At 35.6% G+C, this 19439-nt stretch carries 19 protein-coding genes and 1 pseudogene; 8 read left to right on the forward strand and 12 right to left on the reverse strand.

Annotated elements, in window-relative coordinates:
• The first annotated feature begins 16 nt into the window (after nt 1-16).
• Complete coding sequence (gene tsf, locus DDD_RS04950) at nt 17-979, forward strand: translation elongation factor Ts (protein ID WP_015361673.1); 963 nt, start codon at nt 17-19, stop codon at nt 977-979.
• 57 nt (nt 980-1036) lie between these two features.
• On the opposite strand, the gene DDD_RS04955 is transcribed toward tsf, so the two are convergent.
• The 3 genes from DDD_RS04955 to trmB are packed head-to-tail and all read right to left on the reverse strand — an operon-like array spanning nt 1037 to nt 2666.
• Nucleotides 1037-1375: an MGMT family protein gene (locus DDD_RS04955; protein ID WP_041566942.1), complete on the reverse strand. Its 339-nt coding sequence runs from the start codon at nt 1373-1375 to the stop codon at nt 1037-1039.
• On the reverse strand, nt 1372-1998 hold the full coding sequence (locus DDD_RS04960; protein WP_015361675.1) for a LysE family translocator: 627 nt from the start codon (nt 1996-1998) through the stop codon (nt 1372-1374). Before DDD_RS04960 ends, DDD_RS04955 begins: the two co-directional genes overlap by 4 nt.
• On the reverse strand, nt 1998-2666 hold the full coding sequence (gene trmB / locus DDD_RS04965; RefSeq protein WP_015361676.1) for a tRNA (guanosine(46)-N7)-methyltransferase TrmB: 669 nt from the start codon (nt 2664-2666) through the stop codon (nt 1998-2000). The genes DDD_RS04960 and trmB overlap by 1 nt, the downstream gene beginning before the upstream one ends.
• 69 nt (nt 2667-2735) lie before the next feature.
• Here trmB and DDD_RS04970 point away from each other — a divergent pair, with 69 nt between their 5' ends.
• Nucleotides 2736-3845, forward strand: a complete 1110-nt coding sequence (locus DDD_RS04970; protein WP_041567332.1) for a glycosyltransferase — start codon at nt 2736-2738, stop codon at nt 3843-3845.
• Here the strand turns inward: DDD_RS04970 and DDD_RS04975 are convergent.
• Together DDD_RS04975 and DDD_RS04980 are read right to left on the reverse strand one after the other, a co-directional pair.
• Nucleotides 3749-4837, reverse strand: a complete 1089-nt coding sequence (locus tag DDD_RS04975) for a sensor histidine kinase (RefSeq protein ID WP_015361677.1) — start codon at nt 4835-4837, stop codon at nt 3749-3751. The genes DDD_RS04970 and DDD_RS04975 overlap by 97 nt on opposite strands.
• On the reverse strand, nt 4827-5513 hold the full coding sequence (locus tag DDD_RS04980; protein WP_041567333.1) for a response regulator transcription factor: 687 nt from the start codon (nt 5511-5513) through the stop codon (nt 4827-4829). Before DDD_RS04980 ends, DDD_RS04975 begins: the two co-directional genes overlap by 11 nt.
• Before the next feature lie 283 nt (nt 5514-5796).
• Between DDD_RS04980 and DDD_RS17220 the strand changes: the two genes are divergently transcribed.
• Complete coding sequence (locus DDD_RS17220) at nt 5797-7551, forward strand: T9SS type A sorting domain-containing protein (RefSeq protein ID WP_015361679.1); 1755 nt, start codon at nt 5797-5799, stop codon at nt 7549-7551.
• 80 nt (nt 7552-7631) lie between these two features.
• Nucleotides 7632-8606, forward strand: coding sequence for a LuxE/PaaK family acyltransferase (locus DDD_RS04990; RefSeq protein WP_015361680.1), 975 nt, complete (start codon nt 7632-7634; stop codon nt 8604-8606).
• Between the two features lie 78 nt (nt 8607-8684).
• Here the strand turns inward: DDD_RS04990 and tyrS are convergent, their stop codons facing one another.
• Nucleotides 8685-9983, reverse strand: a complete 1299-nt coding sequence (gene tyrS / locus DDD_RS04995) for a tyrosine--tRNA ligase (protein WP_015361681.1) — start codon at nt 9981-9983, stop codon at nt 8685-8687.
• An 83-nt stretch (nt 9984-10066) separates the two neighbouring features.
• On the opposite strand from tyrS, the gene DDD_RS05000 reads away from it, so the two are divergent.
• Nucleotides 10067-11065 (forward strand): NAD-dependent epimerase/dehydratase family protein, encoded by a 999-nt coding sequence (locus DDD_RS05000; protein ID WP_015361682.1) that lies wholly within the window; start codon nt 10067-10069, stop codon nt 11063-11065.
• Between the two features lie 20 nt (nt 11066-11085).
• On the opposite strand, the gene DDD_RS17225 is transcribed toward DDD_RS05000, so the two are convergent.
• The 3 genes from DDD_RS17225 to DDD_RS05015 are packed head-to-tail and all read right to left on the reverse strand — an operon-like array spanning nt 11086 to nt 13570.
• Nucleotides 11086-11505, reverse strand: a complete 420-nt coding sequence (locus tag DDD_RS17225) for a DUF4296 domain-containing protein (protein ID WP_015361683.1) — start codon at nt 11503-11505, stop codon at nt 11086-11088.
• Nucleotides 11502-12842 (reverse strand): dihydroorotase, encoded by a 1341-nt coding sequence (locus DDD_RS05010; protein ID WP_015361684.1) that lies wholly within the window; start codon nt 12840-12842, stop codon nt 11502-11504. Before DDD_RS05010 ends, DDD_RS17225 begins: the two co-directional genes overlap by 4 nt.
• Nucleotides 12839-13570, reverse strand: a complete 732-nt coding sequence (locus DDD_RS05015; RefSeq protein ID WP_015361685.1) for a polyprenol monophosphomannose synthase — start codon at nt 13568-13570, stop codon at nt 12839-12841. Before DDD_RS05015 ends, DDD_RS05010 begins: the two co-directional genes overlap by 4 nt.
• 79 nt (nt 13571-13649) lie before the next feature.
• Here DDD_RS05015 and DDD_RS18390 point away from each other — a divergent pair, with 79 nt between their 5' ends.
• Together DDD_RS18390 and DDD_RS05025 are read left to right on the forward strand one after the other, a co-directional pair.
• Nucleotides 13650-14300 carry a DUF4271 domain-containing protein gene (locus DDD_RS18390; protein WP_015361686.1) on the forward strand — a complete coding sequence of 217 codons (651 nt, stop codon included), beginning with the start codon at nt 13650-13652 and terminating at the stop codon, nt 14298-14300.
• A gap of 29 nt (nt 14301-14329) precedes the next feature.
• On the forward strand, nt 14330-15070 hold the full coding sequence (locus DDD_RS05025; RefSeq protein WP_015361687.1) for a uroporphyrinogen-III synthase: 741 nt from the start codon (nt 14330-14332) through the stop codon (nt 15068-15070).
• A 124-nt stretch (nt 15071-15194) separates the two neighbouring features.
• Here the strand turns inward: DDD_RS05025 and pckA are convergent, their stop codons facing one another.
• Both pckA and DDD_RS05035 read right to left on the reverse strand, forming a co-directional pair.
• On the reverse strand, nt 15195-16808 hold the full coding sequence (pckA, locus tag DDD_RS05030; RefSeq protein WP_015361688.1) for a phosphoenolpyruvate carboxykinase (ATP): 1614 nt from the start codon (nt 16806-16808) through the stop codon (nt 15195-15197).
• A gap of 54 nt (nt 16809-16862) precedes the next feature.
• On the reverse strand, nt 16863-17258 hold the full coding sequence (locus DDD_RS05035; RefSeq protein ID WP_015361689.1) for a DUF423 domain-containing protein: 396 nt from the start codon (nt 17256-17258) through the stop codon (nt 16863-16865).
• Between the two features lie 53 nt (nt 17259-17311).
• Between DDD_RS05035 and DDD_RS05040 the strand changes: the two genes are divergently transcribed.
• Nucleotides 17312-18676: a saccharopine dehydrogenase family protein gene (locus tag DDD_RS05040; RefSeq protein ID WP_015361690.1), complete on the forward strand. Its 1365-nt coding sequence runs from the start codon at nt 17312-17314 to the stop codon at nt 18674-18676.
• A gap of 68 nt (nt 18677-18744) precedes the next feature.
• On the opposite strand, the pseudogene DDD_RS05045 reads toward DDD_RS05040, so the two are convergent.
• A pseudogene (locus DDD_RS05045) lies at nt 18745-19431 on the reverse strand (zinc metallopeptidase).
• Between the last annotated feature and the right edge of the window lie 8 nt (nt 19432-19439).

Consider the following 19439-nt stretch of genomic DNA (forward strand, 5'->3'; position numbering starts at 1 on the left):
TAAAAACCGTATTAAAATGGCTAAAATATCTGCTGCCGAAGTAGGAAAATTAAGAAAGACAACCGGAGCTGGGATGATGGACTGTAAAAAGGCCCTTGTAGAAGCTGAAGGTGATTTTGATAAAGCAATTGAAATTCTTAGAAAAAAAGGTCAAAAAGTAGCTGCAAAGCGTGCTGATCGTGATTCTTCTGAAGGTGTTGTTGTTGCAAATATAAATGACTCTAATACTAGAGGAATTCTTTTATCACTTAACTGTGAGACAGACTTTGTTGCAAAGAATGATTCTTATGTAGAGCTTGCAAATAAAATTGCTGAAGTTGCTTTTAACTGTAATTCTAAAGAAGAAGTACTTGCTGCTGACCTTGACGGAATGACTGTTGAAGAAAAACTAATTGAGCAAACTGGTGTTATAGGAGAGAAACTAGAAATAGGTGGCTTTGAAGCTTTTGAAGCTCCTTTTGTAGGTGGTTATGTGCACGGTAACAAAATCGGTGCTTTAACTGGACTTTCTACAGCTAGTGATCACGCTGAAGAAGTTGCAAAATCAGTATCTATGCAAGTAGCTTCTATGGGAGCGACTACTTTATCTTATAAAGATTTTGATCCTGCATTTGTGCAATCTGAGACAGAGTCTCGTATTGCTGCAATTGAAAAAGATAATATCGAGCGTGGACGTTTAGGTAAAAACCTTTTAAACATTCCTCAATTTATCTCTAGATCTCAATTGACTGATGAAGCTCTTGCAACCGCAAAAGCAAATTACGAAGCTGAATTGAAAGAAGAAGGAAAACCAGAAGCAATATGGGATAGAATTATTCCTGGTAAAATCGAAAGATTTATTGCTGATAATACTTCTCTTGATAAAGAACAAGCCTTATTAGACCAAGATTACATCATGGACGACAAGAAAACTGTTGCTCAGTACGTGGAATCTAAAGGAGCTGATGTAGTAGGATTCAAAAGAGTTTCTATAGCTTAATTGAATTCTTATTAAATATATAAATCCGATTTAGTCTTGTACTAAATCGGATTTTTTTTATTCCTGCAATCCTATTTCTTCCATAGGATCCCAAAACCGTTCTTTAAAGTTTTTTATTTGGTCGTCTACAATGATCAATCCTTCACTTTCAAGCAACTGTTGCATCAAATGAGTACCAGGAAAATGATGTTTACCTGTTAGCACGCCGTTACGATTAACCACTCTATGAGCAGGTACATCTATATCGCTATGTGATGCATTCATCGCGTATCCTACGGTTCTACTACTTTTAGGAGTTCCTAACACCTTTGCAATCGACCCATAACTAGTTACTCTACCATGAGGTATTTGTTTCACAACTTCATAAACTCTCACGAAAAAGTCGTTACTGCTCATCCGTAGATTCTATAAATGGTAAATACCGCAATAAATAGCGTAAGTCCTCCCAAAACATAATTTATTTTACGCGCAAATGTATTACTGTCAAAAGCAAATTTCTTTACATATTTAATATATGCTAATAACATTAAGAAAGTACCCAAAGCTGCTCCTAAAATGAATAAATGCGCCATGGGATAACTAAACTTAAATAATCCACGACTAGCTAGAAAAGAGCTAAATCCTATATAAAAAGGAATCGGAAAAATATTTAAAACTGATAAAATAATGCCTTGACCAAATAGTTTAATAGGCGATTTATCAATCTTTTTAACCTCTGGGCTACCTGTGTCCAGCATTGCTCTTATAAAAAAGAAGATGGACAAACCTATAAACGCAATAGCTGCAAATTGTTCTAACAACAACAGCGTTTCTGGATTATCATTTAATAATTTAGAGAAAAACACTCCTACATAAACCTGCGCTATCACCACAACAGAAGCTCCTAAGGCAAACATAACTGCCGCCTTTCTAGTTTGTTTCACACTTATCTTTGCAGCCGTTAGGTTCAATAGTCCTGGAGGAATAACACCCACAAAACCTATAATCAAGCCAAATAATAAATGCAATACAATACTCATTACTTTAATCTAAACTTTATATAAGTAATAGCCTTACCGGTTTCAAGATATTGTTTTTCATAGAAAGTTTGCGTTCCTGTGACTTCTTCTGGGGACTCTGTATTAGAATATATATCATGATGTGAATATAATATCTCTTCTCCTCTAGCCTGTAGCAATCCTAGTGTGTAACCATGCATAAACTCAGAATCAGTCTTCAAGTTTACAACTCCATTAGGCTGCAAGATATGCTTGTATTTTGCTAGAAAATCTGGATTTGTCATCCTATGCTTCGTACGCTTGTACTTTATTTGAGGATCTGGAAAAGTGATCCATATTTCTTGTATTTCCGCTTTCGCGAAAGCGGAATCCACTAACTCAATTTGAGTTCTCATAAAAGCCACGTTATCTAGACCTTCTTCTAGAGCTGTCTTAGCTCCACGCCAAAAACGTGCTCCTTTTATATCTATACCTATAAAATTACGATCTGGATATTTACGTGCTAATGCAACAGTATACTCACCTTTCCCACAGCCTAGCTCTAGCGTGATAGGCTTATCGTTGCCAAAAAACGAGTCCCAATTACCTTGGTATTTAAAATCAGATAGCACCTCTTCTCTAGTAGGCTGAATAACGTTTTTAAAAGTTTCGTTTTCGTGAAATCGTTTGAGTTTATTTTTACTTCCCAATACAATTATTTAAAGATTACTTAATGGGTACAAATATACCTGATTACAAAGTCATTGTATATTTACCTTGTGCAAAATTCAAAAAACATTTTAATAGCTCCCTTAAATTGGGGTCTCGGACATGCCACTAGATGTATTCCTATCATTAATGCGGTACTTGATAATGGTGATCATCCTATTATCGCGAGCGATGGTCAAGCACTTGAATTATTAAAAAAAGAATACCCTGCAGAAACCTTTATAGAACTTCCCTCATACGATATTGAATATGCTAAAGAAGGGGAAAATCTAAAGCTCAAAATGCTCAAAGACTCTCCTAAAATCTGGATGGCCATACGCAGTGAACATAAAGTACTCCATGAAATTATACATGAGTATAAAATAGAAGGCATCATATCTGACAATCGATTAGGTCTCTATAGCAATCTAGTTCCGTCTGTTATTATTACACATCAATTACAAGTTTTATCAGGCAGTACCACGTGGTTAAGTACGCAATTGCACTTGCATTATATTAAAAAGTATGATTATTGCTGGATTCCAGATGTAAATGACACTGATAACCTAACTGGAAAATTATCTTATAATGATGACTATGACCTAGAGAAAGTATATTTAGGGCCGTTATCGAGATTTGAAAAAACAGAAAACTACCAGAAAAAATATGACTTGATGGTATTGCTTTCTGGACCTGAACCGCAACGTAGTATCCTTGAAAAAAAGCTGATCGAAGAGCTCAATCGATTTTCTGGGCGTGTTTTATTTATATCTGGTAAGGTAGAAGCTGAACAGAAGGTCCTAAAAAAAGGCTCCATAACATTTTATAATTATTTATCTACTAGTGGTCTACAAAAAGCATTTGATCGCAGTGAGGTCGTTCTAAGTAGGAGTGGTTACACTACCATAATGGACTTACAAAAACTAGGCAAAAAAGCATTCTTTATTCCTACATCAGGACAATTTGAACAAGAGTACCTAGCACAGCTTCTTGAACAAAAAAATATTGTACCACAAGCATCGCAAGCCGATTTTAAGATAGAGATGTTAGATCGTGTAGAGAATTATCAAGGTCTTTCTTCCATTCAACCTTCGACCACTTCAATATCTTCCACTTTAAAAGCTACCTTCTCTAGAGTAAATGAAAATTCAGATCCTATTCCTAACTCACTATCTACATAGACTCGCTCTTTGTGCGCTTCAATGATGTGTTTTACAATAGAGAGACCTAAACCAGAGCCACCTTCCTTACGAGAACCTGTCCTATCTACTCTGAAGAATCGCTCAAATAATCTAGGAATAAAGTCTTTTTTAATTCCTTCTCCGTTATCTGTAACTCGTACGATGACCTTATTATTGATCAGATCTTCAATGGCAACTTCAGTTGTACCATTTTCTTTACCGTACTTGATGGAATTTACTACTAAATTGGCTACTACTTGTAGGATTCTCTCCTTATCTGCATGAACCATGATCTTATTATCATATTTCATGTCAAAGACAAGAGATATATTGTTTTTTGCAGCCTTCATCTCAAACTGATCAAAGACCTGTTCAACGAGCTCCACAATATCAAAATCTTCCTTATCTAGACTCATGTCACCAGCTTCTAGTCTGGTTATCATATCCATATCTTTCACAATATAAGTCAAGCGATCCACGCCTTTTTGTGCTCTTAATAAGTATTTCTTACGAATAGCTTTATCTTTATGTGCACCGTCAATTAAGGTATCAATATATCCTTGTACTGTAAATAAAGGTGTTTTAAGCTCGTGTGATATATTTCCTAAAAACTCTTTACGATAGTTTTCTCTAACTTTTAAAGTCTCGATTTCTGTCCTTTTGTTTTGCGCAAATCGCTCTACTTGCTCTTTAAGAGTACGCATATCCGTTGCGATTTCTTGATCTTCAAAGCTAGAGGATTCAATAAGAGAAACATCTTCATAAATACGAGCAATACGTCGGTATATAAACCTTTTAACTCGGTACTGTATAATCGAAAAACAAACTATAAAACTTATTGCAAAAAGTACTGCGAGTACTGGATAAGCGATAGTAACAAAGTCAAAATAATCTAAAAGAAATAGAATAGAAATCAGTACGATAGTAATATAGATCGAAGATCTAAAAGCAAAACGATAACTATTTTTCTGTGGTGCTTTACTATTTGACATACTTATAACCTACACCTTTGACAGTCTTAAAGCTGTCATCTCCCAACTTCTCACGCAACTTTCTTATGTGAACATCTATGGTACGTCCACCTACGATCACTTCATTACCCCACACAACATCCAGAATCTCTTCTCTCTTAAAAACCTTTCCTGGCTTAGTGGTAAGTAAAGAAAGTAGCTCAAATTCCTTACGAGGTAAAATCATCTCTTCTTTTTTGTAGATAATTTTATATTGATCTCTGTCTATGACAAGATCTCCTAATTTAGTGATATTACTAGTTGCTGGCGCTGTATTGTCCTTACGTCTTAAAAGCGCTTTAACCTTAGAAACTAAAACCCTAGGCTTTACTGGTTTTGTAATATAATCGTCGGCTCCAGCATCAAAACCAGCAATCATGGAATAATCTTCACCACGAGCCGTTAAAAAAGTAATCACAGTGTGTTCTAGATCGCTTATTTTCCTGATTTTTTCACAAGCTTCTATGCCATCCATAACAGGCATCATGACATCGAGAATGATAAGATCTGGCTTCTTTTTTTTAGCTTTTTTAATAGCTTCTTCTCCGTTTTCGGCAGTATATACTTGATAACCTTCGTTTTTCAAATTATAACTAACAATTTCTAGGATATCCGGCTCATCATCGACGAGTAGGATTTTAGCTTTGGCGTCTTTCATTTCTTCTTGCATATACTTAAAGTGCTAAGTTAGTAAGATGGTGGTACAAGGATTTTAATTCCATGTTAGCTTTAGGTTAACTCAATGTTTTAAAAAATCTAAGTTAAGCAAATAATTTGTGTTGCTCTCGCTTTCGCGAAAGCGGAATAACAACAACCAGGAACGAGATATGTAAATTACTTTAAATCAGAGCTGTTATCAGGTATGTTATCTTAGTATTAAATAAAAGAATCCATTCATTCAAGACTTATTAATCCCTTATATTTGCAAAAAATCAAACACAATGAAACAAATTTACTTATCAATTTTAATTTTATTTACTGCTGCAATCAGTATGAATGCACAAGTAATGTATTCAGAAGATTTTGACGCTACGAGTGTAGCAGATGGAAGTGGTGTAGAAGGATCAACAGGTGGTGTACTAGTTAATATAGGAGATTATCCTGCATCAGTAGATTGGACTATCGACGCAAGCGCTGCAACATTATCTGCAAGCTCTGACTGGGCAAAAACAGATGGTGGTCAGTTTGCTTTTAGAGATACTGATGGTGACATTATTTGGGATTCAGAATTGATCGATATTTCCATGGCAACTGGAGCTTTTAATTTCTCTGTTGATGCGTCTAACAACAATGGAGGATTTGAACCTACTGATTATTTAGATGTTTTATATTCTATTGATGGCGGTGCGTTTGTTTTAGTTCAAGACTGGAATGGTCTAGGTGATACAACTCACACATTTTTGGGTGAAAAAAATGGTATGGATTGGGACGGAAGCGTTCCAGAAGTAGTAACAGTAAGCGGTCTTAATGGTACGAGTACATTACAAATAAGAGTTATAGGTAATGTAAATGCCGGTGGAGAACAATTATTCTTTGACAACATCAATGTTTTTGAAGGTGCACCAGCTCCTTCTTTATCTATTACAAGTCCAGCAGATAATGAAGTGCTAGCTTCAGGTGATTTTGCTGTGTCGTTCTTAGTAAATAACTTCATGGTTGCACAAACTGGTGGTGATGGTTATGTACAATATTCTCTAGATAGCGCTCCAGTTACTGATAAATTTGACACGACTGATATTTCTTTCACAGGAATTGCTTCAGGTCAACACTCGATTACTCTAGAATTAGTTGATAACTCAGGAATTTCACTGACTCCGGCGGTGGTACAAACAGTAAACTTTGAAGTTGCTGGTGCATTACAAGTACAAGATCTAGCTGGTTTGAGAGCAATTACTCTTCCATCTACAGATGTTGTTACCGTTGCAGGTGAGGTTTTTGTAACGCATACAGAAAGCTTTAGAAATCAAAAGTGGGTTCAAGATGCAACAGGTGGAGTACTTATAGATGATAATGCTGGAATCATTACTGCTACAATCGTAAGAGGTGATGGACTTACTGGTATTACTGGTACAATAAGTGAATTTAACGGATTACTTCAATTCACTCCAACTGCTGATACTGGAGCTCCTACTTCTACTAATAACATGCCTGCGCCTCAGGTTGTGACTCTAGCTATGTTAAATACAAATGCAGAGGATTATGAATCTGAATTAGTTCAAATAAATGGAGTAACCTTTGATAACGCTGATGGTACAGTTGCATTTTCAAATGGATCTGAGGAGCCTATTTCTTTAGGTACTGACGTTTTTACACATAGATCATTATTTAATGTAGATTACATAGGACTTCCTTTACCTACTGCACCTTCTGATATCGTAGGATTCATTACTGAAAGAATAAATGGTTATTCAGTACAAGCTAGAGATCGTAGTGATGTATCAACACTTTCAAACGAATCTTTTGAAACAAATACGTTCAAAATCTATCCTAATCCAGCGACTGGTAATACAGTAAACATCACTTCTTCAAATGGAGAAGCTGTAAACGTAGTAATCTATTCTACTTTAGGTCAAAAGGTTTTATCTGCCACTTCTGTAACAAATGAATTAAACATCAGCAATCTTGATTCTGGTATTTACATCGTTAGAATCACTCAAGGAAGCGCAGCACAAACTCGTAAGTTAGTTATCAAATAATCGATAATTTCATTTTATAATACAAGGCGTCGCAATTATATTGCGGCGCTTTTTATTTACTTTTGTTTTAAATATTTCATTTGAGATTCCCAGTTTTTACTATTGATTCTAAACAAGCGTTTGAAAAAACGGCTTTAGAAATATACCGTTATCAATTACAAGAGAATAAGGTATATAGCCAGTATTGCCGCTTAATTAATAGAACCGAAGCAAAAACAATAGAGGAAATACCCTTTTTACCCATTCAGTTTTTTAAATCTCACCCTATTATAAGTAATAATAGGGCAACTGAAATAACATTTACAAGCAGCGGGACAACAGGAAGCACCGTTTCAAAACATCATGTAACAGATTTAAAAGTCTACGATTTAAGTTTAGACCATAGCTTTGAACAGACGTATGGCAACATCGAGGATTACGTTATTCTAGCCTTATTACCGCACTATTTAGACCGCACTGGTTCATCTCTAGTTTATATGGCTCAACGCTGGATAAATCACTCTAAAAGGCCAGAAAGCGGCTTTTACCTCAATAACTTAAAAGAACTTTCTCAAGTTCTTGAAAATCTTCAAAAAACACAACAAAAAGTAATTCTTATAGGAGTAACCTTTGCCCTATTACAGCTCGCTGAAAACCATGCAATGCCTCTTGAAAACACTATTATCATAGAAACTGGCGGCATGAAAGGAATGCGCAAAGAGATCGTTAAACCAGAGTTACATCAAATTTTGAGAAAAGCTTTTCCTAAAGCCAGTATTCAAAGTGAATACGGTATGACGGAGTTGCTTTCACAAGCTTATGCTAGCGATGGTATTAACTTTACCACACCACCATGGATGAAAGTATTTACTCGTGACACAAATGACCCATTAGCAAAGATAGGATACGGCAAAACTGGCGGACTGAATATTATTGATCTAGCCAACTATAATTCTTGTTCTTTTATTGCTACACAAGATTTGGGTAAATCTTTTCAAGATGGTAGTTTTCAAGTTCTAGGTAGGTTTGATCATTCTGATATACGTGGTTGTAATTTAATGGCTGTTGATCAATAGTTTCTAGCAAAAACTTTTTATATAGAAAAAGACAACTTGTTTCCAAATTGTCTTCCTATTTGATCAGTATTAAATTTACTATTTTAAGATTACCAAAAAGTAATTCTTTTTCCCTCGTTGCAATAAAATCATATTTCCAGCAATAACATCTTCCTCAGATACTACTTTGGAATCATCGATTTTATTTTTATTGATGCTCAAGCTATTTTCTTTTAATGCTCTACGCACTTCACCATTTGATGATAAAAAGCCGGTAGTTTCATTCATAAATTCAACCACCTCAACTCCATTAGAAATTGCACTTCGTTCAATTTCTACCTGCGGTACTCCTTCAAAGATTTCAAGCAATGTCGCTTGATCCATTTTCCCCCATTGTTCAGGTGTCACTTTTTTAGAAAACAAAATTTTTGAAGCTTCTACAGCCGTTTCAAATGCTTCCTTGCCGTGAACCATAGTCGTTACCTCTTCTGCAAGGCGCTTTTGTAACACACGGTATCCTGGGTCTTTTTGATGTTCTTCAATTAAAGAGTTACAAGTTTCTTGATCCAAGAAAGTAAAAATCTTGATCCAGTTCATGGCATCATCATCTGTAGCGGTGATCCAGAATTGATAAAATTTATAAACACTGGTTTTATCTGCATCCAGCCAGATGTTTCCGCCTTCTGTCTTACCAAATTTTGTTCCATCAGCCTTGGTTACTAATGGAGTGGTGATAGCATAGGCTTTACCTCTTGCTTTACGACGTATCAATTCTGTACCTGTAGTAATGTTTCCCCACTGGTCAGATCCACCTATTTGTAATTTACAACCTTCATTTTCATAAAGATGTAAATAGTCATAACCTTGAAATAACTGATAAGTAAACTCTGTAAAGCTCATTCCGTCACCTTCTCCAGAAACACGCTTCTTAACAGATTCTTTTGCCATCATGTAATTAACCGTGATGTGCTTACCTATATCTCTTGCAAAATCTATCAAACTGAAATCCTTCATCCAGTCATAATTATTCACCAGTTTTGCACGAGTCGCCTCATCACCACCTTCAAAATCAATGAATCTAGAGATCACACTTTTAACTCCAGCAATATTTTTATCTAGAATGTCTTGAGTCAGTAAATTACGCTCAGCACTTTTACCACTTGGGTCTCCTATCATACCAGTTGCGCCACCTACAAGAGCAATAGGTCTATGACCTGCACGTTGTAAATGCATCAACAAAATAATTTGCACCATGCTACCTATATGAAGCGAGTCTGCAGTAGGATCAAAACCTATATAGCCAGAAACAAGTTCATTTTGTAACATTTCTTCCGTATCGGGCATGATATCATGTATCATACCTCGCCATTCTAATTCCTTTACAAAGTTGTAAGCCATAAGAGTTGTTTTAAGCGCTGCAAATATATGCGTTTGGCTGTTTTTAAACATTTTTTAAGGCTGGTATTGTTTACTTTTACTGCATGATTTTAATCACAGGTGCAACAGGATTAGTAGGTGGACATTTGTTATACCGCTTTCGCGAAAGCGGAAAAAACATCACAGCAACTTACCGTGATATTAATTCTCTAGATAAAACACGCGAGATCTTTGAATCCTATAAAAAAGGAGCCAGCACTCTAGTCGATAGTTTTCAATGGATTCAAGCCGATATTCTTGAAATTCCCAGTCTCGAAAAAGCAATGCAAAATGTACGTATCGTTTATCACTGTGCGGCTGCAGTAGGCGACCACAGTTTTGAAGAAATTAAAAACATTAATATGCGTGGTACAGAAAACGTTGTTAATGTGGCGCTCTCTAGTGGTGTTAAAAAATTATGTCATGTAAGTAGCATTGCGGCTTTAGGTGATCCTATAGGTGAAAAAGAGGTCAACGAAGAAGATTTTTTTAATCTTGACGGCCTAAATACCAACTATGCGATCACAAAATTTGGCGCAGAAATGGAAGCCTGGAGAGCTACCCAAGAAAATCTCGAAGTCATAATTGTAAATCCAGGTATCATTCTGGGTGAGGGAAATTGGGAAAACGGTTCTGGCCAATTTTTCAGTAAAACAGCTTCTGGAAATAATTATTATACAAAGGGTTCAAGTGGGTTTATAGATGTAAGAGACGTGACTAAATTGATGGAAACATTAGTAGGAAGCTCTTTGAAAAACGAGCGATTTATTCTGGTTGCAGAAAATCGAAGTTTTAAATCTGTACTAGATAAAATAGCTACTTCCATAGGTAAAAAGAAACCGAAATTTCTTTTAAACAAACCTCTATTAATTACAATTTCGTATTTATTAAAAATCTTAAACTTATTAGGGTTTAAACGCAAACTAAGTACGGCAAAAGTTGAGTCTCTTACATCGAAAACTAATTACTCTAATTCAAAAGTTATACAAGCGACTGATTTCGAGTTTACTCCTATTGACGAAACAATCGAAAGAATAGCTGCTTTTTACAAATCAAGGAACTAATAACTGTTTTCAATATCAACCTATTTCTTTTTTGCAGGTGGACTTTGTTCTTTAATAGTATTTTTAGGTATCGTCTCCTTTTCTCCCTTATTTATTTTCTCTTGTCTAACTCTTACGGAATCTTGTAAAGATTTCAGGTCATCCTGAATTTTATCCATTATAAAGAGATAGTCTTCAACTCTATCATTATAATAATTTAGGTTCTCCTTGAAAGTAAGACTATCAATATCATATTTTTTGTAAATGTAGGAACTAGGCTGTATACCAGATTCTATATAAGCTGATCTATTAGAAGAAATAGCTCCTTCTATTATATATAAATCACTTAATATAGTTGCCATTTGTTCTTTAGACAGCAGCTCATGTGGCTCAGGTGCCTTTTCTACATTTGAACATGCAAACAACAGGAATAAAAATGATATTATTAGAAATTGCTTCATCTTACAAATGATAATTCCTGAGCGTTTTTAGTTTCTGTTACTTTGAAATTTTTATAAGCCAACTCACCATTTACGAAAGTTTGCATAATGCGACTTTTAAAAGTAACGCCTTCAAATGGTGACCATCCACATTTTGCCAACACGTTATCTTTAGTAACGGTCCATGGATTGTTAGTGTCTACAACTATAAGATCTGCTTTATAACCTTCTCTTATGAACCCTCGTTTTTCAATATCAAAAAGTAATGCCGGATTGTGACACATTTTTTCTACCACTTTCTCAATTGTAATTTTCTCGTCATGAACAAATTGAAGCATCGCAGGTAGTGCATGTTGTACTAATGGACCACCGCTTGGACAAGAGGTATAAGGATTTGCTTTTTCCTCAAGAGTATGAGGAGCGTGATCTGTTGCAATAACATCAATACGATCATCTAGAAGTGCTTCCCATAATTGCTCCCTATCACTTGCTTTTTTTACCGCAGGATTCCATTTGATAAACTTTCCTTTAACAGCATAGTCCTCATCGCTGAACCATAAGTGGTGGATACAAACCTCTGATGTAATTTGTTTATCTACAATTGCTTCTTTATTATCAAAAAGTGCCGTTTCTTTTCCTGTTGATAAGTGGAAAACATGGATTCTCGCTCCTGTTTCTTTAGCTAGCTCTACTGCACCGCTACTACTTAGATAACAAGCCTCCTCACTTCTAATCACGGGATGTTGATCCATAGGAATATCTTCACCATATTCCGCAAGTGCCTTCTTGAAGTTTTCCTTAATAGTTTCTTCATCTTCACAATGAAGGGCAATTCTCAATTTTACATTAGAAAATATTTCTCTCAATACTTCTTTATCATCTACAAGCATATTTCCTGTTGAAGAGCCTAAGAAAATTTTTAAAGCAGGAACACGAGAAGTGTCTATTTTTAAGATTTCGTCTAGATTATTATTACTTCCTCCGAACATGAAAGAATAATTTGCATGACTGTCTCTCGCCGCTATTGCCATTTTACTTTCCCATTCTTCAATAGTAGTAGTTTGTGGATTTGTATTAGGCATCTCCATATAAGTAGTAATACCACCAGCAACGGCCGCAGCACTTTCTGTAGCTATAGTAGCTTTATGTGTAAGACCTGGTTCTCTAAAGTGAACTTGATCATCAATTACACCTGGTAATAAATGGTTTCCTTCTAAATCAATAACTACAGTATCTGCATTTTTTGCACTGATACTCTCTGAAATTTCCACGATTGTATCGCCTTCAATATAGACATCACCCTCTTTTGTGACTCCGTCTGTTACTATTTTAGCGTTTTTAAAAAGTATTTTTTTCATATCTCAAGTTTCCCTAACAAACTTTTTATTTTCATTATAAGAACGCCAGTTACGGCTTCTTGTATTATCCCACCACTCATTTTAGACTGACCTCTAGATCTATCTGTAAAAATAACTGGTAATTCTATGATTTTCGCATCTAACAAAAAAGATTTGAATTTCATTTCTATTTGAAATGCATATCCTACAAATTTAATCTTATCCAAGTTGATTTTACTCAAAAGTGATGCTCGATAGCAAACAAACCCTGCAGTTGTATCATGAATGTCCATTCTAGTTATAAAACGAACATACTTTGATGCGAAATACGAAAGCAAAACCCTAGACATAGGCCAGTTTACCACATTAACACCTTTAACATATCTACTACCTATTGAAAGATCTGCTCCATTTATAGCACAAATATTATATAAATCTTTGATATCATTGGGATCATGAGAAAAATCTGCATCCATTTCAAAAATAAATTCATAACCCCTTTTCAAAGCCCATTTAAATCCATGGATGTACGCAGTCCCCAGTCCTTGTTTACTATGACGCTCCTCCAAATGTAATCGATCTGGATATTCCTTAAAGTTATCTCTAACAACTTGAGCAGTACCATCAGGAGAGCCATCGTCTACGATTAGCATGTGTAAATTCTCATTTTGAGAAAGCACAGCATTAATCATTAACTGAATATTCTCCAGCTCATTGTAAGTAGGGATAATAACAAGCGTGTTTTTCATAACGGATGGCAAAAATAGACAATTAATCTACTAGCAGAGTAAACGTTTGTTAATTCGTGTTATTTTTACAGCCTTAATCATGGATTTAGAATTACGCCAAATAGAATACAACAACTGGATATTAATCGTCCTAATCACCTGCATTTGCGCAATCGCAATAGCAAGGTGGTTGTCCTCTTATCGTATAAGTGATTTACTTAGTTCGTTTTATAAATACAGATTTATCAAGATTACAAGAAATAGTGAAAAAGGCGCTTCCATTCTTATAATAACAAGTATTGCAGTGTATACAATTCAGAGTTCTTTGTTGATTTACTTGTGGCTGGAACGATCAAACAGTGATTACAAAGGAATAACTTCTTATTTGATCATATTAACCTTAATATCAGCTTTTCTCTTAGCTAAACATTTCATAGGAAAACTTATTGCTGAAATCTGTAATTTTCAGGAACAATTAGAGCTCGTTGACCATCAAAGGAATATTTATCGAGCAATGTTAGGATATGTTCTTTTGATTTTAAACAGCATCGTCATATACTCAAGTCAGCTAGAGTTTATTGCTCTAAAGGCAGCCACGATTATTATGGTTATATTCCTCTTAGCTTATAATATAATTTTAGTTTACACTTACAGAAAAATGTTGTTTCCTACAATTTTCTATTTTATTTTGTACCTTTGCACGCTTGAAACCACACCCTATCTACTTTTATATAAGTATTTTAAGTTGTGAGCGCCCATTTTTAATAGAAAAATACATTTATGAAAGTGAAAACAATTTTAGTTTCCCAACCTGAACCTAAAATGGAAAATTCACCATATCAGAATTTGGTGGATCGAACAAAGGTAAAAATAGACTTTCGCTCCTTCATACATGTGGAAGGAGCACCAGCTAAAGAAGTTAGAGAGCAAAAAGTAGATTTATCTAAGTATACTGCTATCATATTAACGAGTCGTAATGCTGTAGATCATTTCTTTAGAGTGGCAGAAGAAATGCGTTATAAGATTCCTGATTCACTTAAATACTTTTGTCAAAGTGAAGCCGTTGCCTATTACTTACAAAAATATGTTGTTTACCGCAAGCGTAAGATATATGTAGGTAAAAGAACGTTCTCTGAGTTAAGTCCTTTAATTAAGAAACATAAGAACGAGACTTTTTTAGTTCCTAGCTCTGATAAAGCGAGCGGAACTATGAATGAAGAATTAGATAAATTAGGTGTAAAATGGAAGAGTGCGACATTCTTTCGTACCGTAATCAGTGATCTTTCAGACCTAGCAGACGTCAAGTATGATGTTTTGGTATTTTTTAGCCCTAGCGGAATTGAATCACTATTTCAGAATTTCCCAGAATTTACTCAGGAGCAAACACGTATAGCTGTGTTTGGAAATACTACCATGAAAGCAGCAAAAGATAAAGGTCTTAGAATCGATATTCAAGCTCCTACTCCAGAGTCACCGTCAATGACGATGGCTATCGAGAATTACATAAAAGATAAGTCGTAAGTAGTATTCTCGCTTTCGCGAAAGCGGGAACCATATTACTATAACACAAAAATTCAATATTCCTTACAATCAAAAAACGTCCTGAAATTAATCAGGACGTTTTTTTTATTAAGCATTTTCAATTTTATAATTTCCTAGGAGGACCACCTGCTAAAATCTCTTCTGAGGCTTGAGATTCAAATTTCTTGAAATTATTGATAAAAAACTCTCTTAGTTTTTCAGCAGTTTCATAGTAACCTTTATCATTATTCCATGATTTACGTGGACTCAAGACCTCTGTAGGAACATTAGGACATGTTCTAGGTTGCGCAACTCCAAACATGGAGTGAAGATGATAGTTACCTTTATTAGCCTCTTCAAGAGAACCGTCTAGAGCGGCGGTAATCATCGCTCTGGTATACTTCAATTTCATACGCTTTCCTACTCCATAAGGTCCACCGGTCCAACCTGTGTTTACTAACCACACTGTTACACCAGACTCCTTCATCTTCTTGCTTAACATCTCAGCATAAGCTGTAGGATGTAACGGCATGAACGGCGCTCCAAAACAAGCTGAAAAACTAGGAACTGGCTCATTAACACCTGCTTCTGTACCTGCCACTTTTGCCGTATAACCACTTATAAAGTGATATGCCGCTTGACCTGGTGTCAATTTAGAAATAGGAGGCAATACTCCAAAGGCATCTGCAGTTAAGAAAAATATGTTTTTAGGGTTTTTACCCTTAGATGGTTTTTTAATATTTTCTATATGATAGATAGGATAACTTACTCTTGTGTTTTGAGTAATAGTCGTATCGGCAAAATCAACACTTTTATCATCTTTAAAAACGACGTTTTCTAGTATCGCTCCTGGCTTGATGGCATTAAAAATTTCTGGTTCTCCTTCAGGATCAAGATTAATAACTTTTGCATAGCAACCACCTTCAAAATTAAATACTTCGTTATTCTCTGTCCAGCCATGTTCATCATCACCTATCAATGCTCGATCAGGATCTGTAGACAGCGTAGTTTTTCCCGTACCACTAAGTCCAAAGAAAATAGCCGTACTTCCATCTTTACCTTCATTTGCACTACAGTGCATAGGTAATGTGTTCTTATACACTGGTAAAATGAAGTTCAGCGCGCTAAAAATACCTTTTTTAATCTCACCGGTATATCCTGTCCCTCCTATTAAAGCAATTTTTCTTGTAAAATTCAAGATAGCAAAATTATGCTGTCTAGTACCATCTTGATCTGGCACCGCCATAAATCCAGGTGCATTAATCACCGTCCATTCTGCTTCAAAACTTTCAAGTTCCTGATCCGTAGGTCTTATAAACATGTTATACGCAAACATGTTAGACCATGGGTACTCATTTATTACTCTCAATTTGAGTCGGTAATCTTCATGTGCACAAGCAAATGCATCACGCACAAAAAGTTCTTTACCATCTAAGTAACTCGTTACTTTTTCTAGCAACGCATCAAATTTATCTGACTCAAAAGGAATATTAATATTTCCCCACCATACCTTATCTTCTGTTACAGCATCTTTAACGATAAATCGATCCATAGGTGATCTACCTGTAAATTCACCTGTATTCACTGCAAGTGTACCGTTATCAGTTTCTTTGCCACCATAATCTTCTACAGTTCTTTCCTGTAGGATTTCAGGTGCGAGTTGGTAATTGATTTTGGAATTTTTGATTCCCCATTCGGTTAACGCAATCGTTTGCGTAGCAGAGGTGTTTGAACCCATAATAATCTGTTTAATTAGATTTTGTGCAAAAATATAACACTTATATGGGTCTCGCTAATTATTCACAGAATTATGTGCAATGATTTTCCACAAGGCAAATAACCATCCACCTATTAAACTTAAACCTCCTAATGGCGTTACTGGACCTAAAAACTTCAAGTTAATGTCGAGCCACTTAGACAAGGACAACCCATAAATACTGAAAGAAAATAATATAATTCCTATAACAAATAAATAAAACACAACACCTTTAGAGGAGTCGTTCAATAGACTTATTTGAGAAAATATAAGTAGGGCAATGGCATGAAATAACTGATATCTTACTCCTGTCTCAAAGCTTTTTAATTGCTGTGGCTCAAGTACTTTTTCTACAGCATGCGCTCCCAATGCTCCTAAAATAACAGCGATTACCGCAAAACTACAACCTGCAATTAATAACTTTCTTTCCATTGTATTTAAATATTTGTTGAAGACTAGTAAATTGCTGCAAAATTACAACAGCTATGCGTGACATCTTAATAATAGGTGCAGGAAAATCCACCGGTGTACTAGTGGACTATCTTTTGAAAAAATCTAATGAACATCAATTACATCTTACAATTGCAGATAAAAATATAGAAAGTGCAAAAGGTTTGAGTCAAAGCCATTCTAATGCGACCGCAATAGAGCTTGATATTTTTGAGCCAGCCCAGCGCAAAGAGCACATTCAAAAAGCCGACATTGTTATCTCCATGTTGCCCGCAAGATTTCATATAGAAGTGGCAAAAGATTGCGTCACCTTCGGTAAAAATATGGTTACCGCGAGTTATGTGAGCCCAGAAATGGAATCTCTTGACAAAGAAGTAAAGGCAAAAGGTCTAGTTTTTATGAATGAAATAGGTGTAGACCCTGGAGTAGATCATATGAGCGCAATGCAAATTATAGATCGTATAAGAAATCAGGGTGGTAAAGTTTTGCTTTTTGAATCGTTTACTGGTGGGCTGGTTGCTCCAGAAGACGACAACAATTTATGGAACTATAAGTTTACTTGGAATCCACGTAATGTTGTAACCGCTGGACAAGGTGGTGCCGCAAAGTTTATTCAAGAAGGTAAGTATAAGTACATACCTTATAATAGACTTTTCAGAAGAACTGAGTTTCTAGAAGTAGATGGATATGGTCGTTTTGAGGCACTGGCCAATAGAAATAGCCTTAAATATAGAGAGGTGTACGGCTTAGAAGATGTTTTGACCTTGTACAGAGGTACTATGAGACGTGTAGGTTTTAGCAAAGCTTGGAACATGTTTGTACAGCTAGGTATGACTGATGACACCTATGAATTAGAAGGATCTGAAGACATGACTTATAGAGACTTTGTAAATAGTTTTCTTCCTTACTCGCCTAAAGACAGTGTAGAACTTAAGATGAGACATGAGCTTAAAATTGATCAAGACGATATCATGTGGCTGAAACTAGAAGAACTCGATATTTTCAACAAAGAGAAAAAAGTAGGCTTAAAAAATGCTACTCCAGCACAAATGCTACAAGCTATTCTCGAAGATTCTTGGACATTACAACCAGGTGAAAAAGATATGATCGTTATGTACCATAAATTTGGCTACGAATTGAATGGTGACAAGAAACAGATCGATAGCACCATGGTATGCCTAGGCGATGGTGAGTTACAAACTGCAATGGCTAAAACTGTAGGGCTACCTGTTGCTATAGCAGCTTTAAAAATATTAAACGGTGAGATCAGTGAGCCTGGTGTACAAATTCCCATTAACGCCTCCGTTTATGAACCTATTCTAAAAGAGCTAGAGTTGAATGGTATCCGCTTTCGCGAAAGCGAGACAGAATATCTAGGTTACAATAAATTGAACCTTTAGAAATCACTTCATAAAAAATAAAAGCCTTTGATTACAATCAAAGGCTTTTGTTTTGAATTAAGTATATACTAGCGTCTTCTCAAAAAGATAGAAATAAAATATAATAATGTCGCTAGAGATCCAATTGCGGCAACTAAGTAAGTTCTTGCTGCCCACTTTAAAGCATCTTTTGCTCCAGCATGCTCTTCTTGAGTTAGCATTCTCTCGTTTTCTAACCAGGCAAGTGCTCGATTACTAGCATCATACTCTACTGGTAAGGTTACAAAAGCAAATAAAGTTCCCATTCCGTACATAATAATTCCTGCAAGAAGCAACCAATTGCCAAATGCTGTACTAGCTGCCAAAGCAATACCTCCTATGATAACCCATTGAGAGTATTTTGACGCAATACTAACTACTGGCACAAGCGAGGATCGCATTCCTAACCAAGAATAAGCGGTAGCATGTTGTACAGCATGACCAACTTCATGAGCGGCAACAGCCGCAGCAGCAGCGTTACGCTGTGAATAAACCGCTTCACTTAAGTTTACTGTTTTGTCTCTAGGGTTATAATGATCTGTTAATTGCCCAGAAACTGATATAACTTTTACATCTCTAATACCATTATCATCTAGCATTTTTTAAGCAATCTCTGCTCCACTCATTCTGTTTCTTAAAGTCAGTTTAGAATAGTGCTTAAATTTAGATTTAAGTTTATTGCTCACATACATGCTCACCAGCATTACTAATCCACCTATTATGTAATAACCCATCATACTACCAT

Source organism: Nonlabens dokdonensis DSW-6 (assembly GCF_000332115.1).
In the GTDB taxonomy this organism is placed as follows: domain Bacteria; phylum Bacteroidota; class Bacteroidia; order Flavobacteriales; family Flavobacteriaceae; genus Nonlabens; species Nonlabens dokdonensis.

What these genes read in the sequence shown, in the direction of transcription:
- DDD_RS04955 (WP_041566942.1), bottom strand. Translation starts at nt 1,375, where the DNA reads ATGAGCAGTAACGACTTTTTCGTGAGAGTTTATGAAGTTGTGAAACAA.
- pckA (WP_015361688.1), bottom strand. Translation starts at nt 16,808, where the DNA reads ATGGGTTCAAACACCTCTGCTACGCAAACGATTGCGTTAACCGAATGG.
- tyrS (WP_015361681.1), bottom strand. Translation starts at nt 9,983, where the DNA reads ATGGCTTACAACTTTGTAAAGGAATTAGAATGGCGAGGTATGATACAT.
- DDD_RS05035 (WP_015361689.1), bottom strand. Translation starts at nt 17,258, where the DNA reads ATGGAAAGAAAGTTATTAATTGCAGGTTGTAGTTTTGCGGTAATCGCT.
- DDD_RS05025 (WP_015361687.1), top strand. Translation starts at nt 14,330, where the DNA reads ATGAAAGTGAAAACAATTTTAGTTTCCCAACCTGAACCTAAAATGGAA.
- DDD_RS17225 (WP_015361683.1), bottom strand. Translation starts at nt 11,505, where the DNA reads ATGAAGCAATTTCTAATAATATCATTTTTATTCCTGTTGTTTGCATGT.
- DDD_RS04975 (WP_015361677.1), bottom strand. Translation starts at nt 4,837, where the DNA reads ATGTCAAATAGTAAAGCACCACAGAAAAATAGTTATCGTTTTGCTTTT.
- DDD_RS05040 (WP_015361690.1), top strand. Translation starts at nt 17,312, where the DNA reads ATGCGTGACATCTTAATAATAGGTGCAGGAAAATCCACCGGTGTACTA.
- DDD_RS04980 (WP_041567333.1), bottom strand. Translation starts at nt 5,513, where the DNA reads ATGAAAGACGCCAAAGCTAAAATCCTACTCGTCGATGATGAGCCGGAT.
- DDD_RS05000 (WP_015361682.1), top strand. Translation starts at nt 10,067, where the DNA reads ATGATTTTAATCACAGGTGCAACAGGATTAGTAGGTGGACATTTGTTA.
- DDD_RS04960 (WP_015361675.1), bottom strand. Translation starts at nt 1,998, where the DNA reads ATGAGTATTGTATTGCATTTATTATTTGGCTTGATTATAGGTTTTGTG.
- DDD_RS18390 (WP_015361686.1), top strand. Translation starts at nt 13,650, where the DNA reads ATGGATTTAGAATTACGCCAAATAGAATACAACAACTGGATATTAATC.
- DDD_RS17220 (WP_015361679.1), top strand. Translation starts at nt 5,797, where the DNA reads ATGAAACAAATTTACTTATCAATTTTAATTTTATTTACTGCTGCAATC.
- DDD_RS05015 (WP_015361685.1), bottom strand. Translation starts at nt 13,570, where the DNA reads ATGAAAAACACGCTTGTTATTATCCCTACTTACAATGAGCTGGAGAAT.
- tsf (WP_015361673.1), top strand. Translation starts at nt 17, where the DNA reads ATGGCTAAAATATCTGCTGCCGAAGTAGGAAAATTAAGAAAGACAACC.
- DDD_RS05010 (WP_015361684.1), bottom strand. Translation starts at nt 12,842, where the DNA reads ATGAAAAAAATACTTTTTAAAAACGCTAAAATAGTAACAGACGGAGTC.